Source organism: Corynebacterium sp. A21 (assembly GCF_052266655.1).
Taxonomy (GTDB): Bacteria; Actinomycetota; Actinomycetes; order Mycobacteriales; family Mycobacteriaceae; genus Corynebacterium.
Genome location: NZ_JBQPQY010000007.1, coordinates 116,066 through 137,496, shown reverse-complemented (window position 1 = coordinate 137,496; position 21,431 = coordinate 116,066). Strand labels below are relative to the sequence as shown.

Annotated in this window: 16 protein-coding genes; 12 read left to right on the top strand and 4 right to left on the bottom strand. The window is 61.2% G+C overall.

The features are described 5' to 3' along the window. Positions 1-525 (top strand): hypothetical protein (locus ACTU46_RS11435; RefSeq protein WP_443381801.1); only part of this gene is annotated, 525 nt, incomplete at its 5' end. Between the two features lie 258 nt (positions 526-783). On the opposite strand, the gene ACTU46_RS11430 is transcribed toward ACTU46_RS11435, so the two are convergent. Then, positions 784-1,308, bottom strand: a complete 525-nt coding sequence (locus ACTU46_RS11430) for a type 1 glutamine amidotransferase domain-containing protein (RefSeq protein ID WP_443381800.1) — start codon at positions 1,306-1,308, stop codon at positions 784-786. 219 nt (positions 1,309-1,527) lie between these two features. Between ACTU46_RS11430 and ACTU46_RS11425 the strand changes: the two genes are divergently transcribed. Together ACTU46_RS11425 and ACTU46_RS11420 are read left to right on the top strand one after the other, a co-directional pair. Continuing rightward, positions 1,528-3,141 (top strand): AbgT family transporter, encoded by a 1,614-nt coding sequence (locus tag ACTU46_RS11425; protein ID WP_443381799.1) that lies wholly within the window; start codon positions 1,528-1,530, stop codon positions 3,139-3,141. An 11-nt stretch (positions 3,142-3,152) separates the two neighbouring features. Continuing rightward, a complete protein-coding gene (locus ACTU46_RS11420) occupies positions 3,153-4,526 on the top strand; it encodes a M20 family metallopeptidase (protein WP_443381798.1) in 1,374 nt (457 codons plus the stop codon). 335 nt (positions 4,527-4,861) lie between these two features. Here ACTU46_RS11420 and ACTU46_RS11415 read toward each other — a convergent pair whose 3' ends face one another. The 3 genes from ACTU46_RS11415 to ACTU46_RS11405 all read right to left on the bottom strand — a co-directional run bounded on the left by ACTU46_RS11415 (position 4,862) and on the right by ACTU46_RS11405 (position 10,825). Beyond that, positions 4,862-5,461: a hypothetical protein gene (locus tag ACTU46_RS11415; protein WP_443381797.1), complete on the bottom strand. Its 600-nt coding sequence runs from the start codon at positions 5,459-5,461 to the stop codon at positions 4,862-4,864. Between the two features lie 319 nt (positions 5,462-5,780). Beyond that, positions 5,781-7,205: an AI-2E family transporter gene (locus ACTU46_RS11410; protein ID WP_443381796.1), complete on the bottom strand. Its 1,425-nt coding sequence runs from the start codon at positions 7,203-7,205 to the stop codon at positions 5,781-5,783. 116 nt (positions 7,206-7,321) lie between these two features. Beyond that, positions 7,322-10,825: a proline dehydrogenase family protein gene (locus tag ACTU46_RS11405; RefSeq protein WP_443381795.1), complete on the bottom strand. Its 3,504-nt coding sequence runs from the start codon at positions 10,823-10,825 to the stop codon at positions 7,322-7,324. Between the two features lie 548 nt (positions 10,826-11,373). Between ACTU46_RS11405 and dps the strand changes: the two genes are divergently transcribed. From dps to ACTU46_RS11360, 9 genes are all read left to right on the top strand, one after another. Continuing rightward, the gene (gene dps / locus ACTU46_RS11400; RefSeq protein WP_443381794.1) at positions 11,374-11,865 is read left to right on the top strand and encodes a DNA starvation/stationary phase protection protein Dps; all 492 of its coding nucleotides are present in this window, start codon (positions 11,374-11,376) and stop codon (positions 11,863-11,865) included. A gap of 195 nt (positions 11,866-12,060) precedes the next feature. After that, complete coding sequence (locus ACTU46_RS11395) at positions 12,061-12,645, top strand: signal peptidase I (RefSeq protein WP_443381793.1); 585 nt, start codon at positions 12,061-12,063, stop codon at positions 12,643-12,645. Positions 12,646-12,862: 217 nt separating this feature from the next. Next, positions 12,863-13,450 carry a SipW-dependent-type signal peptide-containing protein gene (locus ACTU46_RS11390; protein ID WP_443381792.1) on the top strand — a complete coding sequence of 196 codons (588 nt, stop codon included), beginning with the start codon at positions 12,863-12,865 and terminating at the stop codon, positions 13,448-13,450. Positions 13,451-13,544: 94 nt separating this feature from the next. Beyond that, a complete protein-coding gene (locus tag ACTU46_RS11385; RefSeq protein ID WP_443381791.1) occupies positions 13,545-14,159 on the top strand; it encodes a SipW-dependent-type signal peptide-containing protein in 615 nt (204 codons plus the stop codon). A gap of 162 nt (positions 14,160-14,321) precedes the next feature. Then, a complete protein-coding gene (locus ACTU46_RS11380; protein ID WP_443381790.1) occupies positions 14,322-15,746 on the top strand; it encodes a hypothetical protein in 1,425 nt (474 codons plus the stop codon). Next, a complete protein-coding gene (locus tag ACTU46_RS11375; RefSeq protein ID WP_443381789.1) occupies positions 15,736-16,374 on the top strand; it encodes a hypothetical protein in 639 nt (212 codons plus the stop codon). Before ACTU46_RS11380 ends, ACTU46_RS11375 begins: the two co-directional genes overlap by 11 nt. Next, a complete protein-coding gene (locus ACTU46_RS11370) occupies positions 16,371-17,147 on the top strand; it encodes a hypothetical protein (RefSeq protein ID WP_443381788.1) in 777 nt (258 codons plus the stop codon). Before ACTU46_RS11375 ends, ACTU46_RS11370 begins: the two co-directional genes overlap by 4 nt. A gap of 281 nt (positions 17,148-17,428) precedes the next feature. Further along, positions 17,429-19,162: an ABC transporter ATP-binding protein gene (locus ACTU46_RS11365; RefSeq protein WP_443381787.1), complete on the top strand. Its 1,734-nt coding sequence runs from the start codon at positions 17,429-17,431 to the stop codon at positions 19,160-19,162. Further along, positions 19,159-21,201 carry an ABC transporter ATP-binding protein gene (locus tag ACTU46_RS11360; RefSeq protein ID WP_443381786.1) on the top strand — a complete coding sequence of 681 codons (2,043 nt, stop codon included), beginning with the start codon at positions 19,159-19,161 and terminating at the stop codon, positions 21,199-21,201. The genes ACTU46_RS11365 and ACTU46_RS11360 overlap by 4 nt, the downstream gene beginning before the upstream one ends. The last annotated feature ends 230 nt before the right edge of the window (positions 21,202-21,431 follow it).

Genomic DNA, 21,431 nt, shown 5'->3' with positions numbered 1-21,431 from the left:
TGGTGGATCGGCGATACCGACACCGGAATCTCCGCTGAAGGTCAGGACGGCGCTGATGGGCAGACGCCGAACATCGGCGAGAACGGTAACTGGTGGATCGGCGATACCGACACCGGTGTCTCTGCTGAAGGCCAGAAGGGCGATAAGGGTGATGCCGGTGATGGGATCTCTCTGGGTAGTTCGAACCTGAGCTCCGGAAACAACATCAGTCAGTGTGTTGCTGGTCCGTCCAGCGAGATTTTCGCTCTCGTAGCGGTGCTTGGACTGGTCGGCGCAATCGCTGCTCCGATGCTATCCCAGTACTCAAAGGTGATCGGCGATCAGATCAGCACTATCCTGCAGCCTTTGCAGGATTCGGGTCCTAACCAGCCTGCTTGGCTGGTGCAGGTCAACAGAAACCTGGCGCAGGTGGGAACCTCCGCCAACGAGTTGGTCGCGCCGATCGTCATCGGCGCAGGAATTCTGGCTGCTCTGGGAGCTGTTGGTACAGCATGTGACGACTCAAACGGTGGTAGCTCAAAGTAAAAGTTTGAGGTTCGCAACTTGACGTGCGACTGAGTATGGAATGACATTGCCCGCTGTGCCCTTGAAGCCACAGCGGGCAATGTGCTCATTTGGAAGTCCAAGAACTCTCGATGGGAGAAAAGATGAGTCGAGGGAAACCTATTCTCGTCGTCCGCTCATCTTAAATTCTCGCTTCTTGGATACTCATCCAGCATTTCCAGGAGCAGAACTACCTTCTGTAGGCTCCCTGCCTTGGGAGCGCCAATAACCCTTTTGTTTCTACTTCCCGAACTCCTGCAGGATCGCCGCGTTAAAGGCCGGCAGGTCAGCCGGGGTGCGGGAGGAAATCAGGCCGTTGTCATTGTGGACTTCTTCGTCAACCCAGGTGGCGCCGGCGTTGCGCAGGTCGGTCTTGATGCTGGAGAAAGACGTCAGGGTCCGGCCCTGGAGTACTTCCGCATCGGTGAGGATCCAGCCGCCGTGGCAGATCACCCCGGTGGGCTTATCGGCGGCGAAGATCTCGCGGACGAAGCTCACCGCGCCTTCATCCATGCGGAGCTTATCGGCGTTGGAGGTACCACCGGGGAGCAGCAGCGCATCGAAGTCCGCTGCACTGGCCTCCGAGGACACCTGGTCCACCTCGACGATGCTGCCCTTCTTGCCCTCGATGACCCCGGCTGCTGGGGCGATGATGGTGACCTCGCCGCCGGCTTCGCGGATGGCTGCCACCGGGCCGGCCATCTCGGCGTCATCGAAGCCATTGGTGGCCAGCACGGCTACCTTGCGGTTGCTCAAATCGCTCATGTTTCCCACTCCTCAAATCACACGTATCTACGTTGTCGGACCCCAGCCTAACCATCCTCGGCCGCGGTAGGGGCGGGCGTCGATAAGCACGGCTGGCGGAGATGAAAAAGGGATAACGATTCCATTTCGAAGCGGGGAACTGGCGGAAATGTGTCCGGCGCCACTTGTAGGGTGCAGTCGTGCGTCCATGGCAACGAACCCCCTGGGAAGGGACGGCAGATGACTACCACGACCAAAGATCCCGATACCCAGGTAAATGACAAGAATTCCTGGGGCGAGAAACTACTCAATGGTATTGAACGGGTAGGCAATAAGCTCCCGGAACCTTTTGCGCTCTTCCTCATTCTTTTCCTGATCACGGGTGTGATCTCGACGGTCATGAAGTGGTTCAATGTCAGCGTCACGGTGCCCGGATCTGATGAACAGTTGGCGATCAACGGCCTGTTCACCGGTGAGGGCATGGTCTGGCTGACAACCATGCTCGGTGAGAATTACATTGGTTTCCCACCCCTGGTGACGGTGCTGCCGATCATGCTGGGGGTGGGGATCGCGGAGCGCTCCGGCATGCTTTCCGCGCTGATCCGTAAGCTCTTCGGCTCCGCCAGGAAATGGATCCTGCCCTATGCGGTGGGGGTGGTCGGTGTGACCGCCTCGGTGATGGCGGATGCTGCCTGGGTGGTGGTGCCGCCGCTGGCGGCCATGGTGTTCAAGGCTGCTGGTCGGCATCCGGTGGCGGGTCTGGTCGGTGGTTTTGCGGCGGTCGGTGCCGGCTATTCCACCTCGCTCTTCCCGACCAGCTTGGATGCGCTCTTCGCGGGAATCACCAATGCGGTGATGGATTCCCTGCCCGGGATGGACTACACCGTGGTCAACCCGCTCTCGAACTACTACTTCAATATCGCCTCAGCACTGGTGCTGGGTATTCTCTGCGGCTTCATCATCGACCGGGTGCTGGAACCGCGCATGGTCAAGCAGCAGGTGCCCACCGAAGAATCGATCGATGATGAGGATGCCGCCCAGCGGGGTGACCGTGATGCTGAAGGCAAGGAGCTTTCCAGCACCTTGAGCCCGCAGGAGTCCCGGGGTCTGATCGCCGCTCTGGTGGCGGCCCTGATTCTCACGCTCGTCTTTGTCACAGCTGTACTACTTCCGGGCACCCCCTGGCGCAATGAGTCAGGTGGTTTCCTCCCGGAGTCCCCGGCGCTGGACTCGATCGTCTTCGTCGTCTTCGCCTACTTCCTGGTGCTCGGCCTGGTGTATGGCATGTACACCGGCACCATCAGGTCCTCCGCTGATGTGGTGGAGATGATGATGAGTTCGCTGAAGGACATGCTCAGCTTCCTGGTGCTGGCGTTTATCCTCGGACAGTTCGTGGCGTTGTTCTCCTGGACCGGGATCGGCACCTGGACCGCGGTGCAGGGCGCCGCCGGCCTGGAGGCGATCGGGCTGACCGGCTTCCCGGCGGTGATCGCCTTCATCATTCTGGCCAGCTGCCTGAACCTGTTGATCATCTCCGGCTCCGGCATGTGGACCCTGATGGCCACCGTCTTCGTCCCGATGTTCGCCCTGCTCGGCTACGAACCCTCCTTTGTGCAGGCTGCCTTCCGCGTCGGTGACTCCGCCACCCAGATCATGACCCCGCTCAATCCCTTCATGATCGTGATGCTGGCGATGCTGCGCCGCTATGAACCCGAGGCCGGCCTGGGCACCCTGATGTCCCGCTTGGTGCCCTTCGTGGTCCCCTTCTGGATCGCCTGGGTGATTCTGCTGGCGATCTGGTTCTTTGCGGACCTCCCGCTGGGACCGGGCTCCGCGATCATGCTTCCTCAGTAACAATGGAGATCATGGAACCCAGCAGACCCTCCCGGCCCTCCACCGCTTTCCTCGATCACGCCAGCGATGGGATCCGCCGTCGCATCCGGGAGGCAGAGTCCCTCGGTTCGAAGATGACGCCGGGGGAGGACTATCCCGGGCAGGCGATGCTCTGGTCCACCGCCGCCCTGAAGGCCGAGTCCCTGGCGGTGGATCTGGACCGACTGCTCCGTGACCTGCATGAAAACCCCGAGCTCGCCTTCGAGGAGACCTATGCCCAGACTCGGATCACTCAGCTGCTGGAGTCCCAGGGTTTCCCGGTCGACCTCGGGGTTCATGGGGTGGATACCTCGCTGCGCACCGAGTTCTCCACCCCGCTTTATGACGCCGCGATCCACCCCACCGTGGCGATCATGGCCGAGTACGATGCCCTGCCGGGCATCGGGCATGCCTGCGGGCACAATGTCATCGCCGCCGCCGGGGTGGGGGCCTTTCTCACCGCTGTTGCAGCGCTCAAGGACAGTCAGGTCCAGGGGCGGCTGGTGCTGCTGGGAACTCCGGCGGAGGAGGGCCATTCCGGCAAGGAGTACATGATCCGTGGCGGCATGCTGGAAGACATTGATGTTGCCATCATGATCCACCCCTTCAGCTATGACATCGCCAGCCATGCCTGGATCGGTCGGCGCACCCTGCGCGCGGTCTTTGAGGGGGTGGCCGCACACGCCTCCTCGCAGCCTTTCATGGGCCGCAACGCCCTCGACGCCGCCAGCCTGGCCTATCAGGGGCTCGGTTTGCTGCGACAACAGATGCCGCCCTCGGATCGGCTGCATGCCGCTATCACCGACGGTGGGGATCGGCCCAGCGTGATTCCCCAGCGGGCCGAGATGAGCATCTATGTGCGCTCCCTCTACCCCGATACCCTGCGGGATCTTTCCGCCCGCGTGGACGAGGTCCTGGAAGGTGCGGCGCTGATGGCCGGGGTGAGGGTTCACAAGGAATGGGATATCCACCCGGCCACCCTGCCGATCCGCAATAACCAGGTGCTTGCGCACCGGTGGGCCGTAACCCAGGAGCTGCGCAACCGGATCGCCCTGCCCGCCGGGGTGGTGCCGGAATCGCTGGCGGCCTCCACGGACTTCGGCAATGTCTCCCAGCTGGTGCCGGGCATCCACCCGATGGTCAAGATCGCCCCTTCCGGGGTGGCCCTCCACACCGAAGCCTTCGCCGCCTATGCGGTGGGGGATGAGGCGCTGCGCGGGGCGGTGGACTCCGTAGCTGGTCTGGCACAGGTGGCGGTGGATGTGCTCGCTGATCCCTCACTGGCAGCAGATGCGGCTGCCGAGTTCGCGGCCGAGGGCGGTCAGTTCAGCGTGGCGCAGGGACTGGGGTTGTGGCCCGAGGAGTGAAAGCTGCAGTTCATTGCAGTCGTCCCTAAACTGAGAGATTCCAGGCTGCTTCAGGGCAAGGAAATCCTCAAGATAATCCCAGTGGAACCAGCGGAGTTGAATACCACCAGGGGCTTGGTGGAAATATCTGGTGCGGAATTTTCCCGTGCCCACATACTTGTGGTGGCTCAAATCAATTGTGCAGATCGGTTGATGTCTACCAACAGTGCGCAGATCCATCTGCCTACTGATGAGATCCCCGTTTACTTTCCGGGGGTCGGTCCTGAATGAGGCGGCGTATGGTCGTTGCCCGTTTAACGGTATGGGGATACATTCACGGGACTAGTAGTCGAGGGTCAGAGGCGCTTCTCGCGAATCCTCTCGGCCCTGACTAAAGCAACAGTGCCCGTAACAACTCCAAGGCTGAACGGGACGAACATCATGGACAACAGGACACCGACGGCTTCCTGACTGGTCACCTCGTTAGCAGCCCCCAAGGCGAATCCAGCCGAAAATCCTGCCCCAGTGCCCAGCGCCGCAGCAAGCGCCCCCGGAACCAAACGTCGGCAACACAGCGATGTCAGCAGAGCGAGGCCGACCGTGGTGACACCACAGGCAACCACCTGCCACACCGGGAAACTATGCGGCATGGGGAGACTGGGACCGTAGAAACCCCCGCCCTTATTCGGACCCGACCAGCTGAGCCACCCAATGAAAGTCAACAGTCCTAACACAGCTCCAATAAGGCCGGTCATCCACACTCCTAACCTGAGTCTGGAGAACCACCCGACCCAGCTCTGGCTCGCGCCACCAGCAGGAAGCTCCATGGTGACGTGACTTGATCGGGTGAAGTGGGTGATCATCCAGATAACTCCCACCCCTAAAAGCGTGGGAGCCAGCACCAACGGGAGCATCATGGAGATAAAAGAAGAAAACGAGAACATTGAAAGATCCATAACGAGAAACCTTGCACTACTTTTACTACTGCCGGGGCATTCTTGGCAGTGTCCATAAAACTACGGGGGTAGGCTCCATTCCCGTAATAAATGACGCACACCGGAATCCCGTGTGACCGTCGCAAGATGGTCACCCACCTGCGTTGATACGGCCACAACGTGGCTCATTGCACCGTAGACCATGAAACCCCCGAACTCTCAGGTAACTCAGCCCTCAAGAAGAGGAGCTACTCGAAAGTTCGGGGGTTCAACGCCCGGGTTGGGGCCAAAGCTGAGGTGGTAACCATTAAAACTACGGCAGCCACCTCACGCGGCAGTCTTAACTCTTCTCTTCCCGTTCCGCGCGCTCTTCCGGTGCGCCGGGCGCGGTCTTGGAGGATTTCCGGCGGCCGATGCTGACCAGCCGGTCGCGCACGGAGAGGAAGGACTCAGAGGTGGAATTCCCGGCCCCCTTGGCGGTTTCGATCTTGATGTCATCGACGGTGATCTCACCGGAGCGCAGGGAAACCATTTCGGCGTGATAGCGGAACCATACGGCAAACACGGCAGCGACCGGGACCGCGAGGAAGGCACCGAGGATACCGAAGAGGGTGGAGCCGACGGTCACGGAGAGCAGCACGATGGCGGCGTGCATCTTCATGGCACGGCCCTGGAGGAAGGGCTGGAGGATATTGCCCTCGATCTGCTGGACCAGGATGATCAGTGCCAGGACCAGCAGGGCGTTGGTCACACCGTTGGTGACCAGGGCGATGATCACGGCCAGCGCACCGGCGGTGAAGGCACCGATGATCGGGATGAAGCCGGCGAAGAAGGTGATCACGGCCAGCGCCAGGGCCATCGGCACCTGGAGGACGAGCAGCCCGATGCCGATGAAGGTGGCGTCGACAAAGGAGACCAGCGCCTGGGTGCGGACGAATCCGGCCAGGGTGTTCCAGCTGCGGGAGAGCACCTCCGTGAGGTGCCAGCCAGCGGTCTCGCCGGTGTACTTGCGCAGCCAGGGCAGGAAGTTCACGCCGTCCTTCAGGAAGAAGAAGGTCAGCACGAGCATCACGGCCAGGGTGACCAGGACGGTGGTGGCGGCGGAGAAGCCGGTGAACACGCCGGATGCGATATTGGAGGACTGGTCCTGCAGCCACTGGGTGGCATCATCGACGAACTGGTCCAGCTGCCCCAGATTCAGGTTGAAGGGGTCCCCCTGCAGCCGGTCCAGGAGTGACTGGATGCCGCTGAAGGCCCGGTCATAGACCTGGGTGGACTGGCTGGCCACGCTCGGGGCGATGGCGGTGAAGACGCCGCCGATGACCAGGAAAAACACCAGGATGGTGGTGATCGATGCCAGCGCCGAGGGCCATTTGTGGTCGCGGAGGAACTTGGTGATCGGCCAGAGCACGGTGCTCACCAGCAGGGCGAGCAGGATCGGCAGCAGACCTGCCCAGATGATGCCCAGTCCCTGCCAGAGGATCCAGGCGGCGATGACCACGATGATGAAGCGCAGGGCCCAGCCGGCGACCCAGCGACCGTCCTGGCCGATGACGGCGGCACGGTCCAGCATTCTGGGGTTGTCCTTGTGATCGAGGAATTCATCGCCCTCCTCGACGGACTCGGAGATGATGGCCGGCAGATCCCTGCTCACGGCTTGATCGCCCTGATTTCCGGAGTCACCTTCGCCGGAGAGGTTGCTCAGCACTTCTTCGGCAACGTCTTCGGAAGAAGCCCGGTTACCCTTCTCGTGTCTGTCGTTCATGTTGTCTCCAACTGTCAAGGTCTTTCCCGGCCCGTTGCGGGTCGGGAGTTGGGGCGCACTACCTCAAAAGTGCACCCCATTCAGAAAACTATCTAAAAGAGCAGGCTACCCCGACATCAGCCGCGCTGCAGATGCCCCACTTCACGAATAATGCCGAAGCGATGCATTGTTACACTCACCGCTTGTTCGAGGAGAAAGTGCAGTAGTTCCCGGCGGCCGTCGGCCAGCACCGGCTCGTCGAGAATAACCGAGGCGGAGTCCACCGCGGCCTCCCGCAGTGAGCTGTCCACGTTGCCGAGGGTGCGGATCCGGGTGGCGGCGGAATCGGCGATCTCCACGTCATAGGCATCATCAGAGATCTCGCGGACTGCGATCTCCAGACTCTTCAGGTGGCGGGCGATGCGCTGTCCAGCGGAGACATCCAGTTCCGTTCCGGTGCGCAACGCCGCGATCTGAAGTCGGAGCAGGTCACGCAGCTGGTAGTTGTCTCCCAGGCGCACCCGCAGCGGTTCGAGCAGTGGCTTGTAGCGGAAAATATTGGCCTCGGCGGTCAGCGCGGTGGCGTCATGGGCCACGCCGAAATCTTCCCGCCAGGCCAGTTCATCGAGCTCGGCGGCGCGCCAGAGCCAGGCCAGGTCCTCCTCAGAGAGGGTGGAGTCGGAGCGGGCCGCAGCATCGCGCAGCGCCCGGGCGATATTCGGCCGGACGGAGACATCACGCGGCTGCAGATCACCCTCAGCCCAGGTGCCCTGCTGGGCGACATAGTTCGGGCCGCCGGCCTTGGCACCGTTGCCGATGGTGGAGTTCTTCCAGCCACCGAAGGACTGGCGCTGGACGATCGCGCCGGTGATGCCGCGGTTGACGTAGGCATTGCCCACCTCGACGCGGTCGATCCAGTGCTTGATCTCATCATTGTTGAGGGAGTGGAGGCCGCCGGTCAGACCGAAACCGGTGGAGTTCTGCCACTCGATGGCCTCATCGAGATCCTTGGCATGCATGATGCCGAGCACCGGGCCGAAGCACTCGTGGGTGTGGTACCAGGAGCCGGGCTGCACTCCATTGCGCAGGCCGGGGGACCAGAGCGTGCCTTCTTCATTGAGCTGCTCCGGCTTGATCAGCCAGGTCTCACCCGGATCCAGGACGGTCAGGCCGCGCATCAGCTTCTCCGAGGGCGGCTCAACCAGGCCATTCATGGTGGTGGAGATATCGGTGCCCGGGCCGACCTTGAGGGTCTTCACGGCGTCGACAAGCTGGCCGAGGAAGCGCTGGGATTCCCCCTGCGAGCCGACCAGGATGACCAGGGAGGCGGCGGAACACTTCTGGCCGGCGTGGCCGAAAGCAGACTTGAACAGGTCCGCGACCGCGAGATCGGGGTCCGCGCTGGGGGAGACGATGATGGCATTCTTGCCCGAGGTTTCCGCGTTGATCCGCAGCTCGGGCTGCCAGGAACGGAAGAGCTTTGCGGTCTCCGAGGCACCGGTGAGGATCACGGAATCAACATGCTCATGGGTGAGCAGGTGCTTGCCGGCCTCGCCCTCATCGGCGCGCACCAGCTGCAACAGATCCGTATCGACGCCCGCATTGACCATGCCGCGGTGGATGGCATCGACGGCGATCTCGGCGCAGCGCACTACCTGCGGGGCCGGCTTAACGATCACCGCGGCTCCCGCAGCGAGCCCGGCGAGCATGCCGCCGACCGGGATGGCGACGGGGAAGTTCCATGGCGGGGTGACCACCACGACCTGGTGCGGGGTAAACAGTGAGCGCGCGGAGTCCAGGGCGCGGGCGGACTCGGCGTAATAGGTGGCGAAGTCGATCGCCTCAGAGACCTCCGGATCGGATTGGTCGACCGCTTTATTGGCCTCGAAGGCCATGACGGAAACCAGTTCACCGCGGGCATCGGCCAGCGCATCGGCGATGTGCTCGAGGACCTCGGCGCGCTCGGCTCCGCTGCGCTGCGACCATTCCGTGGCCAGCGTGCGGGCACGTTCCACCGCGGTATCGACCACCGCCGGGTCGCTGACCTCGCTGTTCACCGGTGCGCCGGGATCAGTGGACAGTGCTTCCAACGCCCATTCACGATTGTGCCGGAGTGCTGGGTCCGTGTCCGGTTCATTGATGAAGCGCCCCAGACTGATGGCCTGGGTGCCGGAATCAAGGTTGCGGTCCTGGGTGCGACGCGGACCGGCGGCGGTGGTCCACCGGTTATCTACCGCCGCGCGGAACCGGTCCTCCTGCTCCTGCATCGGGGTGCGGTGATCCGGGCCCTCCACCTCCGGGGCGAAGAGCGCAGGCAGGAAGTTCTGCTGCTCACTGGTCTCCTCGAGGCGGCGGACCAGGTAGGACACCGCCACGTCGAAGTCCTCGCTGTGGACCACCGGGGTATAGAGGATCATCTCGCCGAACACCGCCTGCACCGCGCGGGACTGCGCCGGGGACATCCCCTGCAGCATCTCGGCGTCAAGCTGCTTCTCGACGCCGCGCTCGACCGCGAGCTCCCAGGCCAGCGCCACCGTGAAGAGGTTGTGGCTGGCCACCCCGATGCGCAGATTATCGGCATGTTCCTTTTGCAGAATGAAATCCAGCAGGCGGAGGTAGTTGGCATCGACCTCCGGCTTGGAGCCGTAAGTGGCCAGCTGCCAGTCGTGCACCTCCGCCTCCACCTTCTCCATGGAGAGGTTCGCTCCCTTGACCAGGCGGACCTTGATGCGGGCGCCACCCGCCGCCCGCCGCTGTTTCGCGAACTCAGCCAGCTGTACCAGAGCATCGAAGGTGTCCGGGAGATAGGCCTGGAGCACAATGCCGGACTCGAGATCCTGGAACTCATCCTCGCGGAGCAGCTCGGTGAACAACCGGATCGTCAGGTGGAGATCCTTGTACTCCTCCATATCGAGGTTGATGAACACCCGTGGGGACTGCTGCATCGCGGCGCGGTAGAGCGGGCGCAGCTGTTCCTTCAGTCGGAGCAGGTTGCCCTCGATATCCCAGTGGTTGAGCTGGGCGACCAGGCTGGAGGCCTTCACGGAGATGTAGGTGACACGGGGATTCTCGATCAGCGCCAGGGTCCGGGCCGCCCGGCTCTCCGCTTCATCATGGCCGAGTACCGCTTCGCCGAGGAGATTGAGGTTCAGTTGGGTGCCCCGTTCCGCGGCCTTTTCCAGCAGCGAGTTCAGGGCCTTACCCTCCGCATCAAGCACCAGGTGGCCCACCATCTGACGCATCCGTCGGCGCGCCATCGGCATCACCACATCAGGCAGCGCCCGGCCGGCCAGCGCACCGAGATTGAGCAGGGCCTTATTGATCGGCCCGAGGAAATCGGGGGCATCCAGGATAGTGCGCAGTTCCGCCGCACCGACCCGGTTGTCCTCCGGGCGTGCCACCCGATCCACGAAATCCATGGTGAAGTGCACACCCTTGGGATCCCGCACGATCTCCGCCAACTGCTCCGTTGCCTTGGCTTCCTTGTGGGAGGCCTGGGAATCAGTCTCATTGAGCCAATGGTGGGCGCGGATGATCGCAGCCTCGACCACGGCCTCCACATCCGCGGAGTTCGCGGTGGGAGTGCGCGGAGCGTACTTCTGCTCCTCGTTGTGCGGCTGCGGGGAGTTCTGGGCGTTCATCGGGGAGTCCTTGTCCTATCGTGGTTTCAGTCATTGGGCTGCCGGGATGTTCTGGGCCCGTTCCTGGCGCCGTGGTGTAGATGGCCGCGGCACGCGGTGTGTGGGACCGGCTGAGGGGAGCGGTGCGCTCGGTGACTAGAGGTTGGCGGCTTCGCCGGCGACGGGCGGACGCTCGCTCGGATATCGCATGTTGGGGCGGTAGACGTGCATGGGCTTCAGTACCACCTTCCAGCGACCTTGAGGAATGCTCCCGGAGGGGCATTATTTCGGAAACGACTAGAAAACTTTCTAGTGCCGAGTATATGGAGGATTCCGCAGGGATGGGGTGGAGTCGGAATAGCAGTATCCTCGCGCGCCGGGGTGGGATGGTTGCGGCAGGCCCGGGGAGAGGCACTGTGGGCTGCGGGTGGCTTGTCTACGGTTGCGGCGGGTCGGATCCGGAGCTACGTTGGGGCTGGCAATAGGCTATTAGGATAACCTTGCCTATTAAATATAAGCTAAGCCTTGCAATCCGTGACAGATGATTAACTTTGTGTATAATTGCTGGCATGAGCAACTACACCGTTCCTGGAATCAATGAAAACGACGCCAAGAAGCTGATCGATGAGCTGCAGGCACGTCTCACCGATTACAACGACCTCCACCTCATCCTGAAGCACGCCCACTGGAACGTGAACGGCCCGAACTTCATCGCCGTCCACGAAATGCTTGACCCGCAGGTCGACCTGGTCCGCGGTTATGCCGATGAAGTTGCCGAGCGCATCTCCACCCTGGGTGCCGCCCCGATCGGTACCCCGGCCGGCGCAGTGGAAAACCGCACCCCGCTGGCTTATGAGCTCAATGAAGGCACCACCCAGGGCCACCTGGCTGAGCTGAACAAGGTGTATGTCCAGATTGTCGAGGGTGTCCGCGAGTCCATCTCCGTCGCCGGCGATCTGGATCCGGTTACCGAGGATCTGCTGATCGGCCAGGCCGCTGAGCTGGAGAAGTTCCAGTGGTTCGTGCGCAAGCACCTTGAGGATCCCAAGGGCAACATCTAAGAATGTCAGTTCTGCAGAAGTAGAGTTCTTGTGATGGGGGTTCCGCCGCCTTCCCGATAAGGGGAGCGGCGGAACCCCCATTTTTGCTGCTCGGGTTGTGGATTGCTGGGCGTGGTGAGAGTGTCCGGTAGGTGGTGGCGGACTGTTACTCTGTGAAAAATACTTCACCGGACAGCTTCCGGAGACGGGGGAGCAATGACGGAAACTTCCGAAGGTTTGGCACAGGGGCGACATCGCGGAAAAGTACGACGCCGACCGATGCGGAAGGTGCTGGGTTGGCTTGGTGAGGCGTTACTGACCCTCTTGTCGATCTTCGGGGTGGTGTGCGTGGGTGCGGTCATCGCCGCCTATATCTTCGGGGTGAACATCATGATGTTCAAAACCGGTTCAATGTCGCCTGGGATTCCAGCTGGATCAGTGGCACTGGTGCGCGAAATTCCGGCGGCAGAGGCCGAGATCGGTGACGTGATCACGGTGGAGCGTCCCGGGCAGCTGCCGATTACCCACCGGGTCATCTCAAATGAGTCCGATCCTGAGAATTTACCAAACGGTCAAATCATTGAAATGAAGGGTGACGATAACCCGAACCCGGACCCATTTCCTTATCAGGTTGAGGAAGTAAAACTACTGTTCTGGTCCCAGCCGGAGCTGGGACACGTGGTGGCGGGGTTGGCAGATCCCAGGGTGTTGGGGATCGTGACGATGCTTGCCGCACTTATCGTGACATGGGCCTTTTGGCCCCGGAGTGTGGGTCAGGACGAGAAATCTGAAAAGCTTTGAGAAAAAACAGGTGCCCCCAAGGGTGGGGGCAGTGAGTTTGGTCACTTTTGCCCGTGAAGCTGCAGCGGAATTGCGCGAATCTCATCATTTGTTTGGGGGGTTAAGAAATTATGGCTATGTTCTTAGCTAAGAGTTAAATAAGACCCCAGAGTTTGAAGTAGTTCTAGGTCGCATTTGGCTCAGACCCACTCAAGTCCACCCCAACCTGGAGATCATCATGACTCAGAAATCACGCAAGATCCGCGCCATCGCCGCCGGCGGCGCTGTCCTCGGCCTCGGTGCCGCCATCACCCTCGCAGCCTGGAGCGACTCGGAGTTCGCTCAGGGCCTGTTCGGTACCGAGGCTTTCGGTATTCAGGCCGCAGCGGGAGATGACATTTTCGGTGAACACGCTATTGCAGGGGATGCCTTGGTGCTCACTCCGGCCGGCGCCGAGGGTTCGGAGCGGGTGAACATAGTGCCTGGCCAGACCCTGGCGTTCCCCTACCAGATCCAGAACATTGCGGACGGTGCAGATACCACGGTCACCTATGAGAGCGGGACCGTTTCCAACGCGATCTCGGGCCAGTTCACCACCACCGTGTACCAAGATGTGGTCTCCGGTTCCTGCGTCAACGACCTCGAGACCTCAGGTTTGACTGTGCTGGCTGCGGAAACGGGCACCTTCCCTCTGATCGACGCGGATATTCAGGACCTCTGCATTACGGTCAACTATACTGGGGCGACAAATCCGGATGTGGCTCAGCAAATGGATGTGACCTGGGAGTTCACCGCAGCGCTGCCAGAAGAAGAAGCAGCAGCTTAGTCGGTGCTTTTGATCTAGGAATTGACTTAAGGGGTAGGCAGTTTGCCTGCCCCTATGGTCAATAGCTGGAAGGATGGCCGTTGAAGGAGGCGCGATGCAAGCTACCCCCAGAGCTTCACGGCAAGCCCGTGCAGTCATTGCGGTTGCTGCCGTACTCGGTTTTGGGTCTGTGGCGACGCTTGCCTTGTGGACTGATTCCGAGTTTGCGTACGGATTTTTTCGCACTCAAAGTTTCAGTGTGGAGAGTGCACCGACTCCAAACGAAAGTGAATTCGATTCCCATGACAGTGTCGAGGGGGCAGTAAGCCTCGATTTTGGGTTGAACACCGGTCAGCTCACTGAGAATCAGCCGGTTAGCGATGAAATCTGGCTTCGTATGAGCGGAGAAGCAAGCGGCCGTGTCCAGCTTTTGGCTCCGACCATTTTGGCGCCCGCTGCCAACGACCTGAGCCCTTTCATCGAGGTGCAAGTGAGCCTGGGGGCCTGTGGAACGGATGAAATGGTGCTTCAAAACGGCAGACTAAGTGAATTGAGCGGAGCTGCCCCAGCCCAGGCCTTCCAGCTCAAAGGTGGCACTGAGAGTTCTCCAGGAAGCCCGCAATCCATTTGTATTGATGCTGAATTAGTGGATACCGTAGATCTCCCGGCGGGGGAATACTCCACGGGCATGGTCTCGTGGGAGTTCTTGATCACGGAAGAGAGCCGGTGAAGCATGCGGGAGCAAGGGATTCAAAGCGCCCGTCTCTTTGCCGTAACTGGTCTCAATTCATCAGAGGTGAGGCTCAGAGATGCCTCGGTGCTTGCTTCCAGGCAGTACTCAGCAGAACCGGTGAACTGGGAATTTGTCGTCACGGAAGTGGCGGGTTAAGTCATGGGGAAGTTTAAACCGCGTTCCGCCGCCAGAGTAAGCGTCATCGCTTTAGCCTCTGTACTGGCAATGGCGCTGTCTTGGGTGGCTGTCGGTGCCCAAGAAAATAATGAAGAGCCAGAGATAACTCTGGTACCAGACACCGATTCGGTGGACTTTAGTGCTGGGTTGCGGGCCGCAGAGAAACCCCCGGAGGTGCTCTCGCGATATTCGCGGACGACCATCGGCAGCCAAGTCTGGGAGACCACTACGGCCGGAGAAGGAAAAACTACGGCCCAGAGTGGTGAGGTCTCAGTTGGCAGCGGTAGTGCTATTTATTCCTCGGATGTTTGTGTCCAAGGAGGAGAAGGTGCTGAAGGGCTAGCTTGCTGGAATGAGGGAGATGTCTCGGGTGCCGCCACGACTAATGGTGCGTTTTCCATGTTTGTGAACTCATCTTTGCTGGGGCTAGGTCTTGATACGCCTTTAATCGGTGCAGCAGTTCAGAACAATTCGCTGAATACCCAGGTGCGGTGCTTCCTTGATGAAGAAGGCCAACCTCGTGCAGAGGCCACTCCACCCACTGGAATTGTGGAATACGGAGGAGCAAGCACTTTAGGTTTGATCACTAGCGGTGTTGAAAAGGATATCGCCCAAATTTCGAATGATACGCCATGGATTCCCGAGCCAAAAAGAGTAGGTTCCTTGCTGGGGTGGGGCGACGCATATGTGCGGCTGACACCGAGCTGGACGCCAGAAGGAGACTCTACTCAAGCCTATTCTGGGATTGAACTTTCCTTCAGATCTACTACCGGCGGGCTGTTAGGTCTCATCCCGTCGGATAGCGGCTGGATAACGCTAACTGTCCGCTCTGAATGTGGTTTCACCATGAGTGGTGAGGAACAGCAGTTGAGTCCGTTGCAGGCTCCAGATCAATCGCCGCTGCGGGCATTGCAGAACGTCCCAGAAACCACACAGACCTCCGCCTCCGGTGCCCCACAAACCTCCGGCTTCACCACCGAAGACACCCTTTATACCGAAGCTATCGATTACCAGCTTTTGGCCACCCGTGAGCTGGATGCTCTGGACCGGTTGATCATCGAGGAAGTTCTCGCTGAGATCAGTGAAACCGGGGAGGTGGAAGGCTCCAATTGGAAGCTCTTCAGCGCTGAGGCTGCCGATGAGCAGATTCCGGTCATTGAGATCGAATTGGCAGATGGCGCTATTGTCCAGGTCCGCCCGATTATTCCTGGAGCTGTGCTGCCGAGCTCTGACCTGCTGGAGCTGACCTCGATAATCATCTCACCGGCACCCTCAACAACGTTCACCTCCCCCACGATCTCAGAAACCAGCGAGTCCACGAGCATCAGCACATCGACCGAACCCACCGAGACCTCAGATAATCCCACTGAACCAGCGGCCGTGACCACCCGTGAGAATGATGAATAACAATGCTGCCCGGAAGCGGCGTCTCGGCGTGGGTGCCGTGGTCGCCGTGCTTGCTGCGGGGATGACCGTCGCGGCGTCGATAAGCCTCACGGAGGCGCAGCGCAGTGCGAGCCAATTCGCACAGACGGAATTCAGTGTGATCGTGGAACCGGTACTGGACCTCGAGGGTTCAACAACTGGCGTGACCTGGGGGGATAGTACTGAACTGACCTTTGTTCCGGATCAGATGGCACTGCAGGTTGGGGAGGAGAATGCTGTCTACACACAGCTGCAGGTTCGTGCTGGGACGGGCTCAAATACCGGAGCTACTGCCGCTGTCCGAGAGACAGGGCTGAGCGCCGACAGTGGTTTCGCGGCGTCGTTACGCGGGGAAATCTTTGCGGGCGTGGCCACCTGTGATGCTGAAGGAGTGGCGGCGCCCGGGGTAACCTATCTGACTCTTGAAAAAAATCTGCGTGGTCAGGAAAGCTCCTCCTTCGATATTGCAGCTCCGAATCCCGTTGGTGAGGCAGGTGCGGCGACGCAGCTGTGCGTCAAAGTCTGGCTAAATAACAATAATTGGCTGCTCGGCGGCACCACACCGCCCACCGAGACCGCCACCTGGACTGTGACGGGGACCTCGCAATGATCTCTACCGCATTGAGCACCGCGTTTTCACTGGTCGCGAGTCTTTTATCGGGAAGCTCCGGGGAGGAAACACCCACCGAGGTAGCACAGGTCGCCATCGCGGTGCCCGGCGGACAGTGGGTCGGACGAGGTGAGCTGACCGAGGAACTCGCCGCATGGAGCACCGCCAACATGTCTCCGGGAGACACCGCACAGCGCACCTACCTGGTGCGCAACCTCGACGCCCGCGCCGGAACCTGGGAGGTCCGCCTCGGTGACTATGAGATCAGCGAGCACGGCTACTTCGGTGTCGGCACCGAAGCACAGGCGGTGAGCGGGAGTGCGGTACCCGGGGAATTTGAGATCCCGGCACCGGGGCCTGGGGAAACCACCTGGCTGCTGGGCACCGATGCCGCTGCCAGAGAAAACCTGGTGACTGCGGAGCCTGGTCACCTGCTGGCGAGGATTGAAATCGGTAGTTGTGAAGTCGCCGGGCTGCAGGACTCACTGCGCTTCCCGGATGTCAGCGCCAATGAATACCAGGGCCAGTCGGTGGAGCCGAAACTTCAGGTCAGTTTCACCCCGATCGGCGATGAATCACAAGAATTCATCGATGGAGAGTGCGATGGTGCGGCGGCACCTGCGCCCGGAAGCTCGGGGAGCTCGGGGCCGTCGATAAGCTATTGGCCCCTGCTGCTGTGGGCGGTGGGTGGATTCCTGCTCACGGTGGGTTCCTGGTGGCCGTGGCTGCTGAGCCTGGGGACGTGGGTTCAAGGCTTAACGTTGTGGTTCTGAGAAAGCTGTCGGATAGGGCCCAGGAAACCCGATTGGCCAGCGAGGGCCAGGCAGCAGCCCAGATCGGCACGCTCGAGAACCAGTAAGCCAGATCACAGTCTTGCTATCGTGGGGCGTATGGCCGTACCAAGGGCTTTGCCTCATGGACACCGGTGCGCGCAGGCGCAGTCGACGCAGCAACAACGGCTGAACCTTCGCGGCTGCTTGCTGATCCTGCAGCCCAGCATCGATTCTCCGGAGCCCCGGAATCTCCCGGGCCTCACCCGTGGGAAGGACTGATCATGCTCTGGACCCTGCTGGTGCGTTTTCTCCGGCCGAGTTGGCCGCTGATCTTCGCGGTGATCCTGTTCCAGGTGGCACAGTCCTTCGCCTCGTTGCTGCTGCCGACCTTGAATGCGGACATCATTGATCATGGCGTGGTCACCGGAGATATCGGTTATATCTGGTCGACGGGCGCGGTGATGCTCGGTATCACGCTGGTCCAGGTTGCCTGCGCGATCGCGGGCGTCTACTTTGGCTCCAAACTCGCCATGGGCATGGGCCGGGACCTGCGGGCAGCGTTGTTCCGGCAGGTCGTGAGCTTCTCTGAGCGCGAGGTGGGTCGGTTCGGGCCCGCATCGCTGATCACCCGCAACACCAATGATGTGCAGCAGATCCAGATGCTGGTGCAGATGACCTCGACCCTGATGGTCGCGGCGCCGATGCTCGCCATCGGCGGTGTCATCATGGCGGTGCGCCAGGACGTCGGGTTGTCCTGGTTGATGGTGGTCAGCATCCCGGTGATGATCATCATCGTCAGCCTCATCATTGTGCGGATGGTGCCGATCTTCCAGCTGATGCAGCAGCGGATCGACAAGATCAACCAGATCATGCGGGAACAACTCACCGGGATCCGGGTGATCCGGGCCTTCGTCCGGGAGCAGGAGGAACGCGCCCGCTTTGAGACTGCCAGCCAGGATGTCGCTGAGGTGGGGGTTCGCTCCGGCAACCTGATGGCCCTGATGTTTCCCGCGGTCATGCTGGTGATGAACCTCTCGAGCGTCGCGGTGATCTGGTTCGGTGCCTTCCAGGTGGAGGCGGGCGACTCGGAGATCGGCACCCTGTTCGCCTTCCTGCAGTACATCATGCAGATCCTGATGGGGGTGATGATGGCGGCGTTCATGTTCGTGATGGTCCCCCGGGCAGCGGTCTCGGCCAAGCGCATCGGCGACGTACTGGACACCGAGACCTCCGTGACCGCCCCCTCAGTGCCGGTGGCCCCTGATCGGACAACCGGCGATATCGTTTTCGAAGGCGTTGAATTCGCCTATCCAGGGGCAGATCAACCCGTGCTCAGCAATATCGGTTTCCGGGTGGCACCGGGCACAACTACCGCGGTCATCGGCTCGACGGGAGCCGGAAAGTCGACGCTGATCGGGCTGGTACCCAGGCTTTTCGACGCCACCGCCGGCACGGTCCGCGTGGATGGCACGGATGTGCGTGACTTCGACCCGGATGAACTGTGGCAGCGCATCGGCTTGATCCCGCAGCGGGCGTTCCTCTTCTCCGGCACGGTCGCCTCGAACCTGCGCTACGGCCATGAACACGCCACTGAGGAAGAACTCTGGGAGGCCTTGGAGATCGCGCAGGCCCGCGATTTTGTCGAGGCGATGCCCCAGGGGCTGGAAGCCGAAATCTCGCAAGGCGGAGTAAACGTCTCTGGTGGGCAACGACAACGACTCGCGATCGCCCGGGCACTGGTGAAGAAACCCGGAATCTACATTTTCGACGACTCCTTCTCGGCGCTGGATGTGGCCACTGATGCCGCCCTCCGCAACGCCCTGAGCACCCGGCTGCCGGGGGCGACCCAACTGGTGGTCGCCCAGCGGGTCAGCACGATCCGCGATGCGAATCAGATCGTCGTGCTCGATCATGGTCGGATCGTCGGGATGGGCAGCCATGCTGAACTGCTGAAAAGCAGCGGGACCTACCGCGAGATCGTGGAATCCCAGGAGAGCGTGGAGGCCGCGTCATGAGCGACCAGAGCAGAATCAAGTCTGAACCGGCCCGGGGTCCGATGGGTGGGCGTGGCCCGATGGGGATGGGGCGTGGGGCTCCCGTGGAAAAGGCCCAGAACTTCCTTCCCTCCGCCAAACGGCTACTCGGGAGCCTGCGCCCGGACATGCCCCGGATCATTGTGGTGATCGTGCTCGCCGTGCTCAGTGTCGGACTGACCGTCCTCGGCCCGTGGCTGCTCGGTAAGGGGACAGACGTTGTGTTTGCGGGGTTCATGTCGCGGCAGTTTCCGGTGGGCACCTCGCAGCAGGAGGTGATGGATCAGCTCACCGCGGCGGGACAGACGAATCAGGCCGACATGTTGAGTGGAATGGACATCGTCCCTGGTTCCGGGATCGATTTTTCGCGGCTGGGAACGATCCTGTTACTGGTCCTGAGCGTCTACCTCCTGGGCAGTGTGTTCGGTCTCTTCCAGGCGAGGATCCTCAACAAGATCGTGCAGGAAGCGATGCATCGGCTGCGACTTCAGGTGGAGGCCAAGATCCACCGGCTGCCACTGAGCTATTTTGATCGGGTGCAACGCGGGGACCTCCTCAGCCGCGTGACCAACGACGTGGATAACATCGGCCAGTCCCTGCAACAGACGTTGTCGCAGGCCATCACCTCATTACTGACCGTCATCGGTGTACTGGTGATGATGTTTGTGATCTCACCCTTGCTGGCGGCTATCGCATTGGTGGCCATCCCGCTGACGGTCCTGATCACGGTGCTCGTGGCGCGACGATCACAGAAGCTGTTCGTGGAACAGTGGAAACAGACCGGCATCCTCAACTCCCGGGTGGAGGAGACCTACTCCGGCCATGCGTTGGTCAAGGTTTTCGGACGTCAGCAGGTGGTCGAGACGGCTTTCGAGGAAGAAAATGACCGGGTCTACCAAGCCAGCTTCGGCGCCCAGTTCATCTCCGGCATCATCATGCCCAGCATGATCTTCGTCGGGAACCTCAGCTATGTTGCCATTGCCGTCGTCGGCGGAATCCAGGTCGCGGCCGGAGCGCTGTCGATCGGTGGCGTACAGGCGTTCATCCAGTACTCCCGCCAGTTCACGCAGCCGCTCTCGCAGCTGGGGTCGATGGCCAACCTCCTGCAGTCCGGGGTGGCCAGTGCGGAGCGGGTGTTTGAGCTGCTCGACGAAGCAGAAGAAGAGCCGGACCCCGACCCGGCGGAGTCCGCCCCGGCACAGGCCAACCACCTGGAGTTCCGGGATGTCTCCTTCAGCTACCTGCCCGAGCAACCGCTGATCATGGGGTTGAATCTGACCGCGAAATCGGGGAGCACGGTCGCGATCGTCGGGCCGACGGGGGCCGGCAAGACCACCCTCGTTAACCTCCTCATGAGGTTCTACGACATAGACAGCGGATCGATCACACTCGGGCTCGGTGATGGCTCGACCGCCGTCGACATCAGCCGGATGGCCCGGGATGACCTGCGGGCGCGCACCGGCATGGTGCTGCAGGACACCTGGCTCTTCGCCGGCACGATCCGGGAGAACATCAGATACGGTCGGCCCGAGGCCACCGAGGAAGAGTTGGTGAACGCGGCTGTGGCAGCTTATGTCGACAGGTTCGTGCACATGCTCCCTGAAGGGTATGACACGGTCCTCGATGATGAGGCGAGGAACCTCTCGGTCGGCGAACGGCAGCTGATCACCATCGCCCGGGCATTTCTCGCTGATCCGCGGCTGTTGATCCTGGATGAGGCGACCTCATCGGTGGACACCCGAACTGAGTTGCTCATCCAGCGCGCGATGTCGAAGTTGCGGCAGGACCGCACCGCGTTTGTCATCGCACACCGGTTGTCCACGATCCGCGATGCCGACCTCATCCTGGTGATGGAGGGTGGGGCGATTGTGGAACAGGGTACCCACGATGAGCTGCTGGCGGCGAGGGGAGCTTATCGGCGGCTCTACAACGCCCAGTTCAAGGCGCCGATGAAAACCGAGGCTCCGGGGCATCCAGGATTACCGGGGCATCCGGGCTCACCGGGGGATGTCGGTAGGTGACCCAGCCTTGTGCACCTCCTGCTGGCACGGGATGTTGAGGATCTTAGCCCGGGAAAAGCGCACTGAAGGTGCGCTGGGCGAGGTGGATCCGGTGTTTTGAGTTCGCCAGTAGCGAACGGTGGGACCCTGAAAACGGCTAAATGTGCGTGGAATTTCTCAGGGTTCCCACCCATTTATCCCTGATCACCTGCCAAAATGCAGGAAGTTGAGTGGGGCGGGAACAACTTTGG